The organism is Mesorhizobium sp. LjRoot246 (assembly GCF_964254115.1).
Lineage (GTDB): Bacteria > Pseudomonadota > Alphaproteobacteria > Rhizobiales > Rhizobiaceae > Mesorhizobium.
In genome coordinates, this window is record NZ_CAXUSN020000001.1 from 5596598 (window position 1) to 5615687 (window position 19090).

General features: G+C 61.3%; 15 protein-coding genes. 12 read left to right on the forward strand and 3 right to left on the reverse strand.

Translation table 11 applies throughout. The features are described from left to right. From tssF to ACSQ3L_RS27465, 12 genes are read left to right on the forward strand one after another with little or no spacing between them, the layout of a single operon-like run. Positions 1–1875 carry a type VI secretion system baseplate subunit TssF gene (gene tssF / locus ACSQ3L_RS27410; protein ID WP_436162744.1) on the forward strand — a complete coding sequence of 625 codons (1875 nt, stop codon included), beginning with the start codon at positions 1–3 and terminating at the stop codon, positions 1873–1875. Next, a complete protein-coding gene (gene tssG, locus ACSQ3L_RS27415; RefSeq protein WP_436162745.1) occupies positions 1839–2903 on the forward strand; it encodes a type VI secretion system baseplate subunit TssG in 1065 nt (354 codons plus the stop codon). The genes tssF and tssG overlap by 37 nt, the downstream gene beginning before the upstream one ends. Next, positions 2900–4372, forward strand: coding sequence for a type VI secretion system-associated FHA domain protein TagH (gene tagH, locus ACSQ3L_RS27420; RefSeq protein WP_436162746.1), 1473 nt, complete (start codon positions 2900–2902; stop codon positions 4370–4372). Before tssG ends, tagH begins: the two co-directional genes overlap by 4 nt. Positions 4373–4375: 3 nt before the next feature. Further along, the gene (tssJ, locus tag ACSQ3L_RS27425; RefSeq protein WP_436162747.1) at positions 4376–4828 is read left to right on the forward strand and encodes a type VI secretion system lipoprotein TssJ; all 453 of its coding nucleotides are present in this window, start codon (positions 4376–4378) and stop codon (positions 4826–4828) included. Positions 4829–4867: 39 nt separating this feature from the next. Then, on the forward strand, positions 4868–6202 hold the full coding sequence (gene tssK, locus ACSQ3L_RS27430; RefSeq protein WP_436162748.1) for a type VI secretion system baseplate subunit TssK: 1335 nt from the start codon (positions 4868–4870) through the stop codon (positions 6200–6202). Between the two features lie 4 nt (positions 6203–6206). Then, positions 6207–7529 carry a type IVB secretion system protein IcmH/DotU gene (gene icmH / locus ACSQ3L_RS27435; protein ID WP_436162749.1) on the forward strand — a complete coding sequence of 441 codons (1323 nt, stop codon included), beginning with the start codon at positions 6207–6209 and terminating at the stop codon, positions 7527–7529. A 1-nt stretch (position 7530) separates the two neighbouring features. Continuing rightward, the gene (gene tssM, locus ACSQ3L_RS27440; RefSeq protein ID WP_436162750.1) at positions 7531–11070 is read left to right on the forward strand and encodes a type VI secretion system membrane subunit TssM; all 3540 of its coding nucleotides are present in this window, start codon (positions 7531–7533) and stop codon (positions 11068–11070) included. Continuing rightward, positions 11052–11594, forward strand: a complete 543-nt coding sequence (gene tagF, locus ACSQ3L_RS27445) for a type VI secretion system-associated protein TagF (protein WP_436162751.1) — start codon at positions 11052–11054, stop codon at positions 11592–11594. Before tssM ends, tagF begins: the two co-directional genes overlap by 19 nt. Further along, positions 11594–12700 (forward strand): DUF2169 family type VI secretion system accessory protein, encoded by a 1107-nt coding sequence (locus tag ACSQ3L_RS27450; protein ID WP_436162752.1) that lies wholly within the window; start codon positions 11594–11596, stop codon positions 12698–12700. Before tagF ends, ACSQ3L_RS27450 begins: the two co-directional genes overlap by 1 nt. Beyond that, a complete protein-coding gene (locus ACSQ3L_RS27455) occupies positions 12697–13722 on the forward strand; it encodes a beta-ketoacyl synthase N-terminal-like domain-containing protein (protein ID WP_436162753.1) in 1026 nt (341 codons plus the stop codon). Before ACSQ3L_RS27450 ends, ACSQ3L_RS27455 begins: the two co-directional genes overlap by 4 nt. Beyond that, a complete protein-coding gene (locus ACSQ3L_RS27460; RefSeq protein ID WP_436162754.1) occupies positions 13719–14660 on the forward strand; it encodes a DUF4150 domain-containing protein in 942 nt (313 codons plus the stop codon). Before ACSQ3L_RS27455 ends, ACSQ3L_RS27460 begins: the two co-directional genes overlap by 4 nt. A 60-nt stretch (positions 14661–14720) precedes the next feature. After that, entirely contained in the window at positions 14721–15761 is a 1041-nt protein-coding gene (locus tag ACSQ3L_RS27465) for a hypothetical protein (RefSeq protein WP_436162755.1), read from the forward strand. A gap of 129 nt (positions 15762–15890) precedes the next feature. Here the strand turns inward: ACSQ3L_RS27465 and ACSQ3L_RS27470 are convergent, their stop codons facing one another. From ACSQ3L_RS27470 to tssI, 3 genes are read right to left on the reverse strand one after another with little or no spacing between them, the layout of a single operon-like run. Further along, positions 15891–16229 carry a hypothetical protein gene (locus ACSQ3L_RS27470; RefSeq protein WP_436162756.1) on the reverse strand — a complete coding sequence of 113 codons (339 nt, stop codon included), beginning with the start codon at positions 16227–16229 and terminating at the stop codon, positions 15891–15893. After that, positions 16229–16654, reverse strand: coding sequence for a DUF6484 domain-containing protein (locus tag ACSQ3L_RS27475; protein WP_436162757.1), 426 nt, complete (start codon positions 16652–16654; stop codon positions 16229–16231). Before ACSQ3L_RS27475 ends, ACSQ3L_RS27470 begins: the two co-directional genes overlap by 1 nt. Before the next feature lie 7 nt (positions 16655–16661). After that, on the reverse strand, positions 16662–18989 hold the full coding sequence (gene tssI / locus ACSQ3L_RS27480; protein WP_436162758.1) for a type VI secretion system tip protein TssI/VgrG: 2328 nt from the start codon (positions 18987–18989) through the stop codon (positions 16662–16664). Between the last annotated feature and the right edge of the window lie 101 nt (positions 18990–19090).

Sequence of the window (19090 nt, forward strand, 5' to 3'; positions counted from 1 at the left end):
ATGGATCGGGTCTTCGTCGAATATTACGAGGAGGAACTGACCCATATCCGTGGCCTTGCAGCGGAATTCGCCGACATGCATCCGGCGGTGGCGCGCAACCTTTCCCTCGACACGGTCCCGTGTCCGGACCCATATGTCGAGCGGCTGCTGGACGGCGTCGCCTTCCTCGCCGCGCGCACTCGGCTGAAGGTCGACGCCGAGCGCTCGCGATTTTCACGCAGTGTGCTCGATGTTCTCTATCCCGATCTGGTCACGCCGGCGCCGGCAACGGCGATGGTGGTGCTGAAACCCGGCCAGCAGGTCCAGACCATGCTCGCCGGCCACGTCGTCAAGCGCAACACGCGGCTGGTCTCCAGCCTGCAGCCCGGCCTGTCGACACGCTGTATTTTCTCCACCGCGCAAGAAATGACCCTGTGGCCGATAGCGATAGCTTCGGTCGGCTATTTTCAGGATCGCAGTGCGATGGCGATGGCCGGCATAGGGCCGATCGGCGGCGCCGGCGGCGAGGCGGCGCTCCGCATCACGCTGGCCCGAACCGGAAAAGGCAAGCTCGACGAACTGGCGCTCGACCGACTCGACCTCTATTTTGCCGGGCGCACCAAGGCGCCGCTTCTGTTCGACGCGATTTTCGGCGCCTGCACGGCCGCCGGCGCACGACCGGAAGGCAAGACCAACCCGTTGTCGGCCTTGCCGATACCCGCAATGGTCGGCATCAGCGACGACGAAGCCTTGATGCCGCGCACGCGCCCGACATTCGAAGGGTACCGCCTGCTGCGCGAATACTTCATGATGCCCGAGCGCTTCCACTATGCGCGGGTTTCGGGGCTGCGGCCCGTCGTGCGCAAATGCACGGCCGGGCTCGAGATCATCTTCCTGTTCAGACGCGCGGTGCCTGAGCTGGCCGATCTGACGCCGGCGGACTTCGAACTTTTCGCGACGCCGATCATCAATCTGTTCGAACGCGAGTGCAACGTCGTCGAAGTCGATGAGCGCAAGACGCGGCAGGTGTTGCATGCGGACCGGACGCGGGCGCGCGATTTTGAAATCTATCGGGTCATCCGCGTCGAGGACGCCGACACGGAAGGCAATGACGCCGAAATCCCCGAACTCTTCAGCCTGGGTCAGAACCGCGGTAGTGGCTGGGTCTATTCAACCGAGCGACGCCCTCGCCGCGCGACGGAAGAGGAGCGCCGCGACGGCCTGACCCGCACGTCCTACACCGGGGATGACGTTTTCCTGGCCATATCCCGGCCGCTCGCAAGCCCGGCGACCCGGCCGCTGAAGCGTCTCGACGTCATGGCCCTTTGCACCAATCGTGATCTGCCGATCCTCGATGACAATCCGACCTTGACGCTAGAGGCCGGCGACCCGGTCGAAACCGTTAGGCTTCTTGGCGCGCTGCGTCCGCCGCAGCCAGCTATCCCCGCGGCACTGCCGGCTGGGGCCGATGGTGAATCGCGGGCCGACGATCTCGCCTGGCGGCTGGTGGCGCAGCTCGCGCTCAACTTTCTCAGTCTTGCCAAGGAAGGCCGCGGCATCGACCCCCTGCATGCGCTGCTCGACCTCTATGCCGATCGCGGCGATCCGAGCCTTGCTCGCAATGTGCATTCGATCGTGCGTATCGACTCGCAGCCGGTCATCGAACGTCTGCAAATCGATGGGCCGATGTGCTTCGGACGCGGTACCGAAGTGACGTTGCATGTTGATCAATCGGTCCTGGCCGGCCAAAGCACCTTGCTGCTTTCGGCCTTGCTGGCGCGGCTGTTTGCCCGCCACGCCGGGATAAACGGGTTCGTGCGGACCCGCACGCGGCTGCTGCAGAAGCAGGAGGATGTGCCATGGCCGATGACGCCCGGCAATCGCTACCTGATCTAGACAAGCCCGGCCCGAACCGGGAAGGTTTGTCCGAGACGTTCGACTTTTTCGAACTGCTGCGCCGTCTCGAACAACGGAGCGGTCTGTTCGGCCATTCCGGCCGCCCCGACCGTGAGCCGGCACGGCTCGGCCAGCATGTGCGCCTCGCCTTTTCCGCACGGGACCTGGTTCAATTCCGCGAAGCCCGCGACGGGGCGCCGGCCCGGGTCACGGTTGCAAATCTCGGTCTGTTGGGACCCGAGGGTCCATTGCCGCTGCATCTGACGCGCTGGGTGCTCGACCGGCTGTCGCAACGCTGGTTCGCTGGCGCCGACGCACAGATGACCAGCGACACGACGTTCGTGGACTTCGTCAACATTCTGCAGCACCGTATGATCGCCCTCTACTATCGGGCGTGGGCGGATGCGCATCCGGCTGTCCAGGTCGAACGCGCGGTCGGCGGGCGCGTTCGCGCCATGCTTGAAGCCATGGCCGGGATAGGACTTCCCGGCACCCAGGACCCCGACCTCGACACGGTGAAGCTTCGCCAGGCGGCTTCGCTCGCCAATCAGGTCGACGGCCCGGAACGGCTGACGCTGTTCCTGGCGGAAGCGTTCAAGGTGCCGGTACAGATCAAGGAATTCATCGCCGCCTGGATAACAGTGCCAACCGGCCTCCAGACCCGTCTTGCAAAGGCCTTTGCAGGGCTCGGCAAGGGGGCGACGATCGGCCCGCGCGTTTTCAGCCGCCAAAGCAGGATTGAACTGCGTGTCGGCCCGTTGGGGTACGAGGAGTTCAAGGCGTTCCTGCCTGGCGGCAAGCGGCTCAAACTGTTCAAGCAGGCCGTTCGCGATATGGTCGGGGAATCGCTCGACGTCGACCTGCGCATCGTGCTTGCGCGTGAAGCCGTACCGCCGCCCCGTATCGGATCGGTTCAGCTCGGGCGGACCGCCTGGCTTGCGCGACCCGCTGAAAGGGGCGATGCTGACGACATGCGGCTGCGGACAATCGTCGGATGGCGGCCGGAAATGACGGGGGTCGCGGCATGAGTCTGCTGCTGACACTGGAGCAAGGGCCACGCACCCAGGCGGTACGGCAGACCCGGCTGGACGAGGGTGAGCTGGTGATCGGCCGCAGCGCGGACGCGGGTTGGCAGATCAACGATCCCGACATGTTCGTTTCGCGAGCGCATTGCAAGATCTCTGGCGGGCGAGACGGATATTTCGTCACCGACACGTCGAGCAGCGGATTGTTCATAAACGACTCCGACAGCCCGCTCGGTGCCGGTAAGTCGACGCGCCTTCAAAGCGGCATGCGGCTGAGACTGGGCGACTACATCGTCCATGTCGACCTGCAAACGCCAGCCACTCAAGCACCCGCGGCCGGCCGGCCGGTTCCTGAACGCGCGCCGCCAGCGTCCCGGGCGCCGGTGAGCATCGGTCGCGATGACTTCTTTTCCGCCAAGGTCGAGGAAGAGCCGCGACGGCCACGTCCGGCCGATCTGCCGAACCCGTTCGAGCAGCCGGTTCCGGGCGCATTCGAACGTGCCAACTCCGACCAGCGCAACTCGCCCGCCTTCGATGACCCGTTCAGCCTCGATCCGGTTTCAACGCCGGCGTCGAAAAATCCCGCCCCTTATCGCGAACCGGGCGGCGCGGCGAGCCAGGCGGACCCATTCAGCCTCGACCCGGTACCGTCCCCCAGCCGCGGAGCCGAGGCCGCTCATGGAAAGCCGTCCGATTTCAATGATGATTTTGGTTTCGGACCAGCCGCGGCGCCCAGTTCGGCGAACGGCGCCAGTTCGACCGAACAGCGCGAGCGCATCGCCCAGCGATCCCAATCCGCCAATCCCTGGGATTTGCCGGTGCAGCCGGCGGATACCCCTCCTCCACCACGTGTGGGTGCTGCTCCCAAAGCCGCCCGCCCGCCGGCAGCGGCGCAGCCGGGGGAGATGGCGCTTCGCGCCGCATTCCTGCACGGCATGGGTGTCGAGGAAGCCGATTTCCCCGGACGCGACAGCATCGCGGAAATGGAGAAGTTCGGTCGCGAATACCGGATGATGATGGAAGGCCTGATGCAGCTTCTGCGCAAGCGGGCCGAGGAAAAGGGAAACGCGCGCGTCGCCCAGACCATGGTCGGGGCCTCCGAAGTCAATCCGCTCAAGTTCCTGCCGACGGTCGACGACGCCATCGTGACGCTTATCGCTGAGCGCAGCCCCGGATTTCTCGCCGGCGAAGCGGCAATCGCCGATGCGGTTCGCGATCTCGCGCAACATCACGTGCGTGCCTGGCGAGGCATACAGGCCGCCTTGCGGCGGATGATCGACCGTTTTGACCCGGCAGCGATCGAGGAAGAACTGAAATCGAATTCCGCGATCGGCACCCTGCTCTCTGGCGGGCGGGGCGCCAAGTTGTGGGAGCTTTACCAGAAACGCCATCGTGAAATCGCCGAGAGCGCGGAAAAAAGCTTCCTTGGCGAAATCGGCGCCGATTTTCGAGATGCATATGAGGAGGAGTGAGAGATGATCGATCGACGTGAATTTGTCGTTGCCCTGGGCGCGACAGGGCTGCTTGCGGCTTGCCAGAGTGGTCCGCCAAAACCATCGGTGATCACCGTCAACATGACCGGCGGCGCCGGCATGAACCCGGGACCAGGTGGCGGCGACCGGCCGGTGACGGTTCTCGTGATGCGGCTGAAAAGCACCGGCAAATTCAATTCCGCCGACTATTTCGCGCTGCAGGGAGATGCCGGCACGGCGCTGGCGGGCGATCTTATCGGATCCGACCAGATTTCCGTCGGGCCGGGAAAATCCGCGTCCAAAACCATCACCGTCGAGCCGGACGCGACGGCGCTAGGCTTCGTTGCACTGATCCGCGAGCCTGGCGGCAGGAACTGGCGGACAACCAAGTCGGTATCGCCGGGATCGACATTCACGATCAACGTCACGCTTGGCAGCGGCGGCATTTCTGCCTAGCGGCCAGGGCAAGGGGAGCTCAATGCAGAGAGTAGCGGCATGAGCGATGCAAACAGGGTGCTATGGTCCGAAGGGCTTTTCCTGCGGACCCAGCATTTCCAGCAGCAGGATCGCTTCTTCGAGGCGACGGTGCGCGGCGCGTTGCAGGCCGGGCAATTGCATACGTTCGGCTTTCAACAGCTGACGCTGGATCAGGCATTGCTCGACGCCGGCCAGATCTCGATCCTATCGGCACGGGGCATCTTCCCGGACGGGACACCTTTTTCGATTCCAGACATGATGGACGCGCCGCGCCCGCTACCGGTCACCCCCGATACGGGCGCCGGACCGGTGCTGATCGCCTTGCCGCTGGAGCCTTCGGGCGGTGTCGGCTTCGATCCGGCACACGCTGCCGCCTCGGGCGCACGATATCATGGGCGGATCGTTTCGGTGCGTGACGCCGTCCAGGGCGGTTCAGACCCTGAAGAAATCGAAATCGCCCGGCCGCAGGCGCTGCTGCTCGCACCCGGCAAGTCGGTCGGTGGCTACACGGCCTTGCCGATAGCCGACCTCAAGGGGGTTCGAGCCGATGGCGGCGTCTCCCTTGACGAGACCTTCCTGCCACCGACATTGGTTACCGGCGCCGTGGCCTGGTACCGGCAATTGCTGCTGGAAGTTGTCACCGGCCTCGACCAGATCGCCGAGGCGCATGGCAAGATGGTCATGGGCGGACCTGGGCGCAGCGTCGAAGATTTGCTGATGCTCAATCTCGCCAATGCGGCACGTCCGCGGCTGGCCCACATGCTGGCTCAGGATGTGTTCCATCCAGCCGAGCTATACCTGGAACTTGCCGGGCTCGCCGGATCGATGGCGACCTACGGATCGAGCGCGCGGCGGCTGGGCGAGTTGCCCGCCTACGATCACATGGCGCCCGGCCCCGCCTATTCGGCGCTGGCGGATGCGCTGCGCTCGCTCATCCTCAGCCTGCGTTACATCGAGCCGAAATCGCGTGCGCTGCCGGTCATGCGGCATTCGACCAATGTCTGGAAAATCCGCATCGACAACCCGAAACTGCTGGTGGCCAGCCGGATCGTCATCCGGGTCGGTTCGGAGCTGTCGGAGGACGCGCTGCGCAAGATATTCGTCAATCAGGCGACTGTCGGCTCGGCCGACCAGTTCGAGGGTCTGTGGAAATCGCGTTTACCCGGCATTCCGCTGAAACCGCTTCATTCCCAGCCGCGCGAGATTCCTTACGATGGCGATCGGTTATGCCTCGAGCTGGACCAGAAAAGTGAGCACTGGGCGTCGCTGCTCGATGCTCCCGGCTTCGTCATCGGCGTTTCGGGCGTGTTGCCAAGCGAGCCGCAGGTGGACTGCTATTCGGTGAACAGGTGAGATCATGAGCCGCGATGATCCGTTCGGACTGTCGGAGGATCGCGAACGCACTCGCATTCGATTGACCGGCGCGCCGATGCCGCGGCCGATGGCGCCACTCTTGCCCGGCGCGGTGGTGAAGCGGTCCCGCACCCATCCGAACGCACTCGTCAACGCCTTCGCGCCTTTGCTCGAATTCGCTCCCGAACTTGAAAGTGCGCTGCCGCCGGACAATCCGGAAGCTTTGCGCACCCGATTGCTCGAAGAACTGGTTCGGGCACGCGACACGGCTATGTCGGTCGGATCCTCGATGGAGCGCGCCGACCAGGCGGCCTGGGTGGTGGCGGCGTTGCTCGACGATCTGGCCCTGAACACGCCATGGGGCGGTGCCAGCGCCTGGCCGCGGCAGCCGCTTGTGGTCATGCTGCGCGGCGATGTCGATGCCGGCACGCAGTTCTTCACGCGTCTCGACGAACTTGAGCGCCATCCGAACCGGGATCGCGAATTGCTGGAACTGCAGTATCAATGCATGGCGCTGGGCTTCCGCGGCAAATATCGCGTACCAGGCCGGTCGGGCGACCGCTCGCTCAATGCCGTTCGCGTGGCGGCGGCACGCTTCCTGCGCGATGCCGACGCCGAAGGCGCTCCACTGTCGCCAAACTGGAAAGGCGTGATCGCTTCAGACGAGCCGCAGCGCTTCATCGTTCCGATCTGGGTCATGGCGCTCGGCGCGGCGGTTGTCGCCACGGCAATCCATGTTGGGCTCTCGATGGGACTGAGCAGCCAGGCGGTCGAGCTTTCCGCACTTGTTCGCGCGCTGCCGCCGCCCGCGCGCGGCGACATCACCCGCACGTCGCCCAAGGTCGATGCCCCGCCGCCGGAGAAGGTGGATTTTGCGCTGTTGCCAGAATTTCAGGCCGGGGCGCCCGCCGACCTCAAACCCGCCCTCAGCGGCACCGAGAGCGTTTCGCTGGCCAAGCTGATCATTCAGGCCTCCAACCCCGAACTGTTCCAGTCGTCGCGGCCGCAACTGACCGAAGGCTTCGAGCCCCTGATCGGGTCGATCGCCAAGGTGATCCTCGCCAATCAGGAGCTGATCGGAAACATCACCGTGGTCGGTCATACCGACAGCGTTCCCCTGCAAAAGACCAATCCGCTGTCGACCAACCAGCGACTGTCCGAGGCTCGCGCCCAGACAATTGCCGACATGCTGGTCCAGAACGGAGTGCCGCGGGATCGCGTCCATTCCGAGGGCCGCGCGGCCACCAATCCAGTCGCCACCGACAGCACGCGCGAGGGGCGGGCCTTGAACCGCCGCGTCGAGGTGCTCGTCGAAAAGAGGCTGTGAGATGTTCATCCTGCGCTTCCTCTGGGCGGTCCTGACATCGCGCTGGCTATGGACGCTGATCGGCCTCACGCTGCTTTCCCTGATCATCTGGGTGTTCGGTCCGATCGTCAGGGTCGGTCCCTACGAACCGTTCGCCTCTGATAACGTGCGCATCGTCATCATCGCGCTGCTGGTCATCTTCTGGCTGATCTGGCTGATCGTCGCCCAGCGCCGGGCGATCCGCGCCAACCGCATGTTCGTCGCCGAGATTGCCGCGCCAGTGGTGGAAAAGCCGCTCGGCCCCGGCGAAGAGAATGTCGCGGCCGTCGGTGCCAAGTTCGCCGAGGTGATGGCCGAACTGAAGCGCCGCAAGCTGGGCGGACGAAAGTTTCTGCGCGAAATGCCATGGTATGTGATCGTCGGGCCGCCGGCCACCGGCAAGACCACGGCCTTGCGGCAGTCCGGGCTGAATTTTCCGATCGACCTCACCGACGACCTGCAGGGGGTCGGCGGCACGCGCAACTGCGACTGGTTCTTTTCCGAACACGCGGTTCTGATCGACACCGCCGGCCGCTATGTCCAACAGGAGAGCCAGCCCGATGTGGACGCTGCGGAATGGCTGGGCTTCCTTGACCTTTTGAAGAAGCACCGGGGCCGCCGCGCACTTAACGGCGTGATCGTCGCGCTTTCGATCGACGTGCTTTCGGAGGGCGATGAAGCCATCAAGGCGCACGGCCGCAAGATCCGCCGCCGGTTAGCCGAACTCAACGACCGGCTCGAAATCCGCCTTCCGGTCTATCTGATGCTGACCAAGGCTGATCTGATCAAGGGTTTCGAGGCTTTCTTCGGCGGCCTGTCCACCGCCTCGCGCGAACAGGTGTGGGGAACGACCTTCGCTCTGGATGCGCGGGTCGATGCCAAGACCGTTGAACGGGAAATTTCGACGCTGGCGACGGAACTCGAGCGGCGGCTGGTGCCGCGCCTGGAGGATGAGGAAAAACTCGCCGCCCGTGCCGAGATCTTCAGGTTTCCCGCCCAACTGGCAAGCCTGTCCGAACCGATCCAGGTGCTGATCGAGGCGATGTTCGGCGAAAGCCGGTATGAAGAGGTCGCCTGGCTGCGTGGGCTCTATCTGACATCGGCGACGCAGGAAGGGGCGCCTATCGATCGGCTGACCGCGGCACTGTCTTCGTCCTTCGGCCTTCCGCCACGGCGGGTCTTGCCCGCGCAAAGGGTCGAGAAACGCAGCTTCTTCCTGAAGAACCTGCTCACCGACGTCATCTTCAAGGAAGCGGGCCTCGGTACGTTCGACCCGCTTGCGCAACGGCGCCGCGCCTGGATCTGGCGGGGTGCGGCGGCTGGATGTGCGGCAGCGGCCCTGTTGGCCGGTGCGGTGTTCACCTGGTCCTACTACGACAACCGCAATGCCATCGCGGCCCAGGCAGGCCAGTTCGAAGCGCTGCAGACGCCGCTGACCTCCATCGCCGCAACTCCGGCATCGGTGGAGCAGCCCGCCATGGATGGCGCGCTCGATGCGATGGACGCAGTCGCGAATGCGCGGACAGCACCGCCTGGCGCCGCCCAGGATCTGCTGGGACCATCGGCCTCGGCGGAAATGGTGCGGGCGCAGACCGACACGTACGATCATGCCCTGCGCAATATCCTTGAGCCACACATGGTCGCCTTGCTCGAGGCGACCATGTGGCGGCAGATCCGCGACCCGGATTTCATGCTCGGAGCGCTGAAAACCTATCGCATGATGACGGGCCTGTCGCAGATGGATGCCGATTACGCCCAGAACTGGTGGGTGAACAGCTTGCCCGAATTCGCGGCCGCGGCACCATTTCCGACCGCCGATGCCGAAGAGCATCAGCTTGCCGCCATCCGCCGGATGACGGTCGACGAGAGCTATGTCGCGCCCGACCAGGCCCTGGTTGCCGAAGCGCTGAAAACGGTGTGCACCATTTCGTTGCCGGCGCGCGCCTACAAACAGTTGCTGGCCGATCCGGCAGTGGCCGGGCTCAAGGAGTGGATCCCGGCGAATTTCGCCGGCCCCAACGGCGGCAAGGTGTTTGCGCGGCGTTCCGCCAAGACGCTTCGCGTCGGCATTTCCGGAGCATTCACCTATACCGGCTTCCACGACGTCATTCTCGATCGCATCGACGATGTCGCCGCACAGGCGGCGCTCGATCGTGCCGTCTTCGCCGGCGGCTGCTCGGAAAATTCCGAAACCTCGGTCTCGGCGCTGTCCGAGGATATTCTGAAGCTCTACTATGACGACTATATCGCGCAATGGGACAGCTTCCTGCGAGACATGAGGCTCGCGCCATTGACCGATCTCACTGTCGCCAGTGAGAACCTCAAGGATCTTTCGAGCGCCGACTCCGCGCTGAAGCGCCTGCTGACGGCAGTGGTGCAGGAGACGGAGCTCACCCGTTCGGATGACGCGCCCGCCGGAGATGACAAGGCGGCAGCCAAAGGCGGCTCGAAACTGCTAGGCAAACTGGGCAAGCTTGGCAAGATCGTGAAAACAGGGGCGAAACTGTTGCCACGGGCGGGTTCGGCCAGCGAGGTCGACCTGACCGGCAATCTTGTGGCCGAACATTTCAAACCGCTCAAGAGCACCATCGCCGAGGTCGACGGCCAGCCGCCGGCACTGGATGCCGCAGTCGTCGCGCTGACCGCGCTTTCCAACGTGCTGCAGACGGTCACCGCGAACCCCAATCCGCAGGATGCCATCAAGAAGCAGGGCGGCCTTGCCGAACTGACGGGAGCGGTCGCCAGGCAGGCACAGATCCTGCCCGATCCCATCAACGCCTGGCTGGGCGGGATTGCCGGCGACACCAGCAATTTGACTCAGAAGGCGGTCACTTCGGAGCTCAATGCCATCTGGCGGGCCGACATACTGCCCTTCTGCCAGGCGGCGCTGACCGACCGCTATCCCTTCAGCCCCGGCAGCGCGGTGGACGTCAACGTGCGTGATTTCGCCCGCCTGTTCGGACCGGCCGGGCTGATCGACGGTTTCATCAACGACCACCTGATCAACTATGTCGACATGACCAGCCAGCCATGGAAATGGCGCGCCGATTTCGGCCTTGATGCTTCGGCGCTGGCAGCGTTCGAGCAGGCCAGGCATATCCGCGACGATCTGTTTCCGGGCGGCACCGGACCGGTGATGAGCTTCACGCTTGAACCGAAGGACCTGTCTCCCAACGTCACGCGCGTCACGCTCAATCTCGATGGCCAGAGCCTCGTCTACTACAACAACGCGACGCGGCCGCAACCCATGACATGGCCCGGCAAGGACGGAACCGGGGTCATCTCGCTCGCCTTCCAGCCGATCGACGGATCGCCCGAGATCCTGCTCAACGAGACCGGCAGCTGGGCGTGGCTGAGGATGCTGCGCAGCGGCCGCTTCACCGGCACTTCGCTGACCGATGTCTACAGCCTGCGCCTGGGCACGAAAGGCATGTACGCCGATTTCGAGCTCAAGGCCGCCAGCGTCGAAAATCCGTACAATCTGGAAATGTTCAAGAAATTCTCATGTCCGCCACAGATATGATCCTGCCTGGCTTTTACGGCAAAATGCCGGCCACCGGCGATTTCGTCGCGCGGCGACTGCAGGGGGAGTTTGTGCGCGTCTGGGACCGCTGGCTGGCGCAGCACATTGTTCCGCTGATCGGCTCCGACTTTTGGCTAAGTTCAACCGCGCTGCGCTTCCTGGCCGGCCCGGCTTCCTTCGGCGCATCGGCAGGCATCATTTTGCAGAGTGCCGACAGAGTCGGCAGGCAGTTTCCTTTGAGCGTCGTTGCGCAGTTTGCTGAGGCTCCCGTTCAACTCGCTGACGCCGAGGCGTGGTTCTCTGGGATCGAGGAGGCCGCCTTCGCCGCCCAGCGCGGCGAGCTGACGCCCGACGAACTGGATGCCGCGCTGGCCGCCCTGCCCGTGCCGCCTGTCGAGCCAAGCGAAGAGGTCATCAGCGGCATGGTGATGTGGACCGCCCGCTCGGATATTTTCGACATCGATCCGCAATCGCCGCAAGCGACCCTGGAACAGATCTTTGCCGCCAGTTGGGAGGCCAGCTGATGCAGATCTGGAACCAGACCGGCTTTGCGCATGAATTCACCATGGGCATGGACAAGGAAGCTCGTGAGTACATCGTCGTTGTCGTCAAGGGCACTTACGATTTCCCTACGGAGCCGGGCGGGCCTGTGCGCAAGTCGGCCGAGCAGGTGCCGCTGGTCATGGCCGACACCCAGACCGGCGTGCCCGGCTATTCGGCGACGCTGTGGGAGACAGACTTCGCCTTCCGCAAGCCGCGCTGCGACGTGATCGCCAATGGCTGTGCCTACGCACCGGGCGGGCGTCCAGCCGAGCGCGTGCCGGTCGGCATCAAGGTTGGCAATTGGTCGAAACTGTTCGAGGTCGTCGGCCACCGCGAATGGCGCTCCATCGGCCCGCTCTTTACCGCCACGTCGCCGCAGCCCTTCCTGAAGCTGCCCATCTCCTATGACGTTGCCTGGGGCGGAGTCGACAGGCTGGATCCGAAAGACGAGCTTCCCGCCAGCTACAAATACAACCCGTTCGGAACCGGCTGGTCGCGGACCAGGAACCAACGCCTCATTCCTGGCTTGCGGCTGCCGAATACGCAAGCTGTCGGCGAGGATATCCGCACGCCGTTCGGCGACTACACGCCGATGAGTTTTGGACCGATGGGCCGCGGCTGGCCGGGACGCATTGAATATGGCGGCACTTACGACCAGAACTGGATCGACAATATTTTTCCGTTCCTGCCGCCTGATTTTGACGAGCGTTATTTTCAGATGGCACCGCCAGACCAGCAGATCGAGATGCCCCGGCGCGGCGAAGAGGTGCAACTGATTAACTTGACGCCTGAGGGGCGGGTGAGTTTCAGGTTGCCCGACACAGCGCTGCCGGTGACCCTATTCAAGGGTCGGGTGAAAGCATTCGATGCACCGGTTGTGGCCGACACGATTCTGTTCGATCCGGAGAACCGGCGGTTTTCGTTAGTGTGGCGTGTGTCGCAGCGCATACAGCGTACGATCCTGGATTTTTCGGAATGCTGGGTCGGCTCACCGACGAGAGGGATGCTGCGTGCCAAAGCCACGGGCAAGCGCTACATCCGCACCTTCGATCTACCGGCACGGGACGACGATGAGGAAGCTGCATGAGCGCCAGCCTCGATATTGTCTCGGTCGGGATGGTGACGGCTGTCGGACTGGATGCACCATCGAGTTGCGCTGCAATGCGGGCGGGGCTGGATGGGTTCCAGGAGACAAGATTCGCGGCTTCAAACGGCGACTGGCAGATAGGTGCGCCGGTTCCGCTCCCAAGAGGATGGATCGGTCAAAAACGCATGGCGCATTTGGCGGCAGGTGCGATCAGTGAGGCATTTGACCGCGCGCCATATGCCAAGGCTGATGCAGCGTTGATCTTATGCGCAGCCGAAGAGGGTCGGCCGGGTCGACCGATCACGGACTACCCCAGATTTCTTGGCTTGGTAAACGAAATACTGAACCTCCAGCCCCGCCCCAAGCCAAAGATCATCTCATATGGCCGCCCGTCCGGACATGTCGCTATCGATCACGCACGCAAGCTAATTGCCGCTGGCGAAGTACGATATGCTTTGATTGTCGGAGCCGACAGCTATCTGGTGCCAGACTCAATCGATTATTATGCGCGTCAAGGGCGTCTCCTTACGAGCGACAATCCAAACGGATTCATTCCGGGTGAGGCAGCTTCCGCAATTCTGTGCGCCGCGCCCAGTCGCTCGGGTCTCAGCGTGCTAGGGCTAGGTCTATCCCGTGAAAGCGCCGCGATATACAATAGTAGTACTCTCCCGCTCAGGGCCGACGGAATGACTTCGGCTTACAATACAGCACTTCGCGAAGCAGGCATGGAAATGCATAACGTTGGCTATCGCATTTCCGATTTGATCGGCGAGCATTACTGGTTCAAGCAAAGCTCATTGGCCCTCAATCGCGTTATGCGCGGTTATCGGGACTTCGTAGACATTTGGTCCCCTGCGGAGTCGCTTGGAAACATTGGCGCCGCCGTTGTTCCGCTCATTGTCGGGATGGCTGACATTGCGGCTAGAAAAGGTTATGCAGCGGGAAAGTCAGTTCTTATCGAGGCATCGAATGATGAGGGCGCTTGTGGCGCCGTTGTGCTGGCACGCGAGTTTCAGAGATGACTGTATTTGCGAACGGCCTTGAAGTGTCGTGCAAGGCGCAATCTAACAAGGTGATAGCGGCGTTCCCCGACGTTTGCTTCACCCCTCCCGAGAACCCAGCCACCCCCCCTGGCGTGCCAGTTCCGTACCCGACTTTTGGTGTAGATTCCGATACCGATAAGGGGACAGGATCAGTAAAAATTGGGGGTGAAAATATAAGCCAAAAGAATAAGTCATACTATACGAAAACGACCGGCACAGAACCTGGATGCGCGGCAAAAAAAGGCATCATCAATTCGAATAATACGGGAAAGAAATATAACGAGGCATGGTCACCGAATGTAAAAGCCGAAAAGATGCCGGTAACCCGCTTTTCGGATATCACAACGAACAACCACGGTTCGAACCCAAACGCTCCCACTCCGATGCCGCAGGTAAGCACGGCGGGCACTGCGAGTACCGCAGACACCAAATGCCTTGTAGGCGAATACCAAAAGATTAAAGCGGAGTGTAGTAAGCTTGGTGGCCAAGCCCATCATGTCGTTCCAGACAAGGCTTACCGCACCTGCAATCGCGCAATGGCCGAGGCTGGCGTGGCGACAGTTGAGAAAGCCTGGGGCTCCGTCAACGCAAGGATCGACAACGCCCCCAAGTTTGAAGAAGGCATCTGCATTTGCTTGGCGCCTAAGGCTCACTCTGACACGCACGCCAACGAGCGCGCGGCGCTTGGAGCCATAGCCAACAATGGAACCGCCCCAATTGCCAAGATTGTCGCGGAATCGTGCAGTACCTTGGATGAATTGGAAAAGAAAGATGGCAAGCAACCCGACCTCGCCTGCATTGATGACGCAAAAGATCAAGTTGAGAAACAGACAGAGAATTTTAAGGATGGCCAGGTAGGGCGAACATCCAATGCAATGCCCAACGAAGCGGCCTGTAAATTGATGTGCCCCCCGTGACCAGGCAATCGCGCCGCTAGACAACACTGGACTTGGCGATAGGCATCGGAAGGATAGGTAATGGCTGAGGAAAATCGTATCTGGGCTGGTCACTCCAAGTCCGAAAGCGGCTTCGCAATTTCGATCGGCACTATGGAGGACGACCCGCAGCAGAGCAAGGTGGTCATCTACGCTGACGGACAATGGACCGTCACGCCGCTCGACATCACCATTATGTCACTTACGTCTGTGGAAAAAACGCAGAGCGGAGAGGGCACGGTGTATGTGGCCCTCGGGATAGACGGCGACGTCATTTTCTTCGACCGCCAGCCGGTACGGGAGAATATCGCGGGTTCAGGTGTACAAGATGATGGCAGTGGCTTGGGTTCATTGCTGAAAATTCGCAACGTCGATGGGGATCTGATCGCAAGTGGCATCAAATCGCAGATCTACAGGCGTCGCGCGGCTGGGGATTGGGAGAGGTTGTGCGATAAAGATACACAAGAAGACGTTGGCGAAAACAATTTCTCTGGCCTTGGCCTCAGGCCCGGTGACGCTTTTGCAGCATGCGGCTATTCTGGTGCAAGGCGGCGTGTACCGACCAAAGAGGAACAGGCTGAGCTTGATAGACTTGAGAATGGACCGATCAAGGAATACCTGCAGAAAAGCCGTGAATACAAGAGGGTGACCCGATCTCCCGGGGGTTGTCTCTATTTCCGTCGAGACGCGCGATGGTTTTCAGCTACTCTACCAACGTCCCAGCACCTTAACGATATAATCGAATTTGCAGGCGGTTTTATCGCCGTCGGAAATGGCGGCACAATCCTTCGAGGATCGAGCCCTGACGACATAGAGGATGTATCACCACCTAACCTAAAAGAGAGTCTTTGGGCTGTGAGACACGATTCCCGAAATTTCTATGTACTTGGCGAATCGTCGATATTTGTGTTTGACAACGATCTCCGACAAATTGGGGCAATACTTCTTCCTGACGAATTGTCCGGTTCGAACACGTTCGACGTTGTGAACAACGCAATTTGGTATTTCGATTACAAGGGTGTTGCCAAATACACGGACCAAACATGGCATATCGTCGACATTCCGCCTCAGTTTTGGAACTAATTGAGTTTGGATTGGCTGCTACCTTGGTCTAGGATCAACGCAACGCAAATTTGGCAATGTTTTTCATAACGGATATTATATTCTGAAGGAGGTAGCAAGTTTTGCCGCGCCTTAGACACGTTCCTCAAGCTATCGAGGCAAAGTCGCGGCCAGATAAACGCGGACCGTAGCCAAGTCCAGCTCCGATACCAGAAAAGGCTCTTTGGTCGACAACATACGGACGACAAATAGCTCTCCAGCTTCAGGATTTTCTTCGTAGTACTGTTTCGCAATGCCAATGCCGACGTCACCAGCAACCCGCAAACCATCCAAATGGGCATCGATGCGGTCAACCAATCGGCCTAACCTTTCCTCATCCATGTCGGGATTTTCACCGGGGTGGAGCAGATGATAATCGTAAAGAGTCCAGAGAAATGCAGCCATTTCCGCATGCTGACGTACTATTTCGACGACAATCGGCACTGGCATTAGTTTAGATTTACTGATCCGCCGCGAATACGGTTCGTTGCACTCGCGTGGCTGGTCAAATATGTGCCTCGGATCACGATCCGACCATCCTTCTCCATAATCAATGTTGCTTTTCCGCAGCGGAGTTCAAGGCGCTCGTCGGCGGTGATGCGCACTCGATTTCCGTCTTGCAGAACTTTGGGCGAGCCGGACGGTCGCACCGGCTCGACGATGCGACCGACAATCAACGGCCGCTCGGGATCTCCGTCTTGAAACAGGAGCGCCACCTCAGACCCGATCATATCAGATGACAGTTGCGCCAGGCTGCGTGCCCTAAGCGCAGTTTCCTTGGGATTGCCAGGAAATACGACGAGGGGCACACCGTCGTCCATTCCGAGGAATATACCGATGACTACCCCTTCGATTCGCTGATTTAGCTCAACCATCGCTTCCTCAATTTTCTGCTATCTCGCTACCCTTCAACGTCATCTTTCCAGAGGCCGTTGCCGTGATCTTGCCTGAAGCCGCGATAGACACATCCTTGCCCTTGATGGTGATTGTGCCGTCCTTCTTCATGGTAATTATAGAACTGCCGCATTTGAAAGTAATGCTTTCGGCAGCTTCTATCGTTAAGTTTTTCCCAACCGCGATAGCTGCGTCGTCCCCGACCTCTGTCAGACTTTTCTTGGCGACCTTTATTTCGTGTGCCCCACCGATCTGCGTCGAATCGTCTGCGCCGATCTTGAAGGTGCGTGTCTTGGCTACCTCGGCCATTAGTGAGCCGCCGATCTTGACGCCCTGATCTGCTGCGATTTTTACGCTCTGACTTGCCCCGATGTCCCAACTATCGCTTGTGCCGATACTGTGGCTCTGGCTTATACCAACTGTGACCGAGCGCGTCGCACCGATCGTATTGCTCTGGAGGCCGCCGACGGTGCGTTGTTCCGCCGCGCCAACCGTGTCGACACGCGCAGCGCCCACCGTCACCGTCTGGACAATCCCCACCGTCTGCGTGTGATTGGCGTCTATATTCTCCGTCGAGTTCGACACGACATGGATGGTCTCGTTGGCCATGACCGTCAGCGAACGGTTGGCGCCCACCGTTTCGGTGTCGTTGGAGCCGATGTTGGTGGTCTGGTCGACGCCGACCTTGACCGCCTTGTTGTTACCGACGTCCTCGTCGAGGTTGTGGCCGACGGAGTGCTTGGCGTCGTGGTCGATGCGGTCGGACTGGTCGTGCTGCACCAGCTTGGTGCGGTCGTGCTTGATCAGAAGGTTGTGGTCCTTCTGGGCCTGGAAATTGACCAGTTCGGAGCCGGCCTTGTCCTCGAACATAAGCTCGTTGTAGCCGCCACCGCCTTTGGAGGAGTCGGACTTCCAGCCAGATTGCGTAGCGCTGCCCGGCAGCCCGTAGGGCGGCATCTGGGAGGCGTTATAGACCCTGCCGGTGATGATCGGCAGGTCCGGGTCGCCTTCGATGAAATCGACGATCACCTCCTGGCCGATGCGCGGGATCTGGATGAAGCCCCAGCCACTGCCGGCCCAGGTCTGCGACACCCGCACGAAGCAGGAGCTGTTCTGGTCCTTCTTGCCCAGACGGTCCCAATGAAACTGCACCTTCACCCGCGCGTATTTGTCGGTGAATATTTCCTCGCCGGACGGGCCGACCACCGTCGCCGTCTGCGGCCCGCGCATGATCGGCCGTGGCGTGATCCGCGGTGGACGATAGGGCAAGGCGGTCGGCGCCAAGCCGAGGATCATCTTGAAGTTCTCGCTGTCGACGTCGGCATGGGCTCTGTAGCCTGGATCGAACAGCCTGTATTCGGCGCTGACCACCAGATACTCCTGGTTCTGGTCCTCGCGCGGAAAGCTATCCAGCTTGAACGTGCAGCCCGAATAGAGGCCGCGCACGGTGCCGACAGCGGCGATGCGCTGGTGGACGGCCTGGATTTCCTCGCGCCGGATCGCGGCCAGGCTGTCGCCCCGGCCCACTTCGAGATGCGCACCGGGCTGGCGGTAGTTCTCGCCCGCTGCCTCCTTGTGGCTGAACGGCTGGGCCGACTTGGCCATGAGGTCGGCGCCCGGCTTCGTGAAATCATAGTCGGTGTGGGCATAGGCGCCTGGGCGCACCGAACTGCCCGGTATCCATTCGGTGATGTATTCGACATCGCGCCGCGAACCCTGACCTTCAAAATTATAGAGCACTTTCTCGTAGCCCGGCGCAGGCTTCAGCTTGCTCATCGCATCGGCCAGGACAAGTGTGTGCTTGCCGTCATCATGCTCGAAGAAATACAGGATGCCTTCATGCTCCAGCAGCCGCTGCACGAAATCCAGATCGGTTTCGTCGTACTGCACGCAATATTCGCGCGGAGGATAGGACCCCTGCAGGCGCAGATCGAATTCCGCGATACCGTATTTCTTGAAGATGTCCTTGACGATGTCGACGACGCTCTTGTTCTGGAAAATACGGCAATCGGTGGTGTTGCCGAGAAACCAGAGCCACGGCCGGATGACCGCCTCATAGTAGGCCAGCCGATCTTCGAGCCGGGTGAGCCGGAACTCGGAGACGATGCCGCTGAACCAGCGTTTCGGATCGGATTCACCTTCGATCGAGAGCGGCCCGCCCAGCATCTTCAACGGATCGATGTCGGAGTCGGTGCTCACGAACCCGACCGTGTAGGCAAAACAGCGGCTGATCTCATCGCGTCCGACAAGATGCGTGAAGGTCAACAGCTCGGAGCCAACCGGTGTCCGGACAACGGTGGCACGTTCATTCGGCATGGGTCGAGCCCTCTCCTGGACGCGGCCGCCAATGTGATGGATTTGAAGTTCCCGCTATATTAACGGGCATCACGCTCAGGAACTTCTTAAATCCGCCACGC

What these genes read in the sequence shown, in the direction of transcription:
- ACSQ3L_RS27470 (WP_436162756.1), bottom strand. Translation starts at nt 16,229, where the DNA reads ATGCCAGTGCCGATTGTCGTCGAAATAGTACGTCAGCATGCGGAAATG.
- ACSQ3L_RS27455 (WP_436162753.1), top strand. Translation starts at nt 12,697, where the DNA reads ATGAGCGCCAGCCTCGATATTGTCTCGGTCGGGATGGTGACGGCTGTC.
- ACSQ3L_RS27460 (WP_436162754.1), top strand. Translation starts at nt 13,719, where the DNA reads ATGACTGTATTTGCGAACGGCCTTGAAGTGTCGTGCAAGGCGCAATCT.
- tssF (WP_436162744.1), top strand. Translation starts at nt 1, where the DNA reads ATGGATCGGGTCTTCGTCGAATATTACGAGGAGGAACTGACCCATATC.
- tagH (WP_436162746.1), top strand. Translation starts at nt 2,900, where the DNA reads ATGAGTCTGCTGCTGACACTGGAGCAAGGGCCACGCACCCAGGCGGTA.
- icmH (WP_436162749.1), top strand. Translation starts at nt 6,207, where the DNA reads ATGAGCCGCGATGATCCGTTCGGACTGTCGGAGGATCGCGAACGCACT.
- tssM (WP_436162750.1), top strand. Translation starts at nt 7,531, where the DNA reads ATGTTCATCCTGCGCTTCCTCTGGGCGGTCCTGACATCGCGCTGGCTA.
- ACSQ3L_RS27450 (WP_436162752.1), top strand. Translation starts at nt 11,594, where the DNA reads ATGCAGATCTGGAACCAGACCGGCTTTGCGCATGAATTCACCATGGGC.
- ACSQ3L_RS27475 (WP_436162757.1), bottom strand. Translation starts at nt 16,654, where the DNA reads ATGGTTGAGCTAAATCAGCGAATCGAAGGGGTAGTCATCGGTATATTC.
- tssI (WP_436162758.1), bottom strand. Translation starts at nt 18,989, where the DNA reads ATGCCGAATGAACGTGCCACCGTTGTCCGGACACCGGTTGGCTCCGAG.
- tssG (WP_436162745.1), top strand. Translation starts at nt 1,839, where the DNA reads ATGGCCGATGACGCCCGGCAATCGCTACCTGATCTAGACAAGCCCGGC.
- tagF (WP_436162751.1), top strand. Translation starts at nt 11,052, where the DNA reads ATGTCCGCCACAGATATGATCCTGCCTGGCTTTTACGGCAAAATGCCG.
- tssK (WP_436162748.1), top strand. Translation starts at nt 4,868, where the DNA reads ATGAGCGATGCAAACAGGGTGCTATGGTCCGAAGGGCTTTTCCTGCGG.
- tssJ (WP_436162747.1), top strand. Translation starts at nt 4,376, where the DNA reads ATGATCGATCGACGTGAATTTGTCGTTGCCCTGGGCGCGACAGGGCTG.
- ACSQ3L_RS27465 (WP_436162755.1), top strand. Translation starts at nt 14,721, where the DNA reads ATGGCTGAGGAAAATCGTATCTGGGCTGGTCACTCCAAGTCCGAAAGC.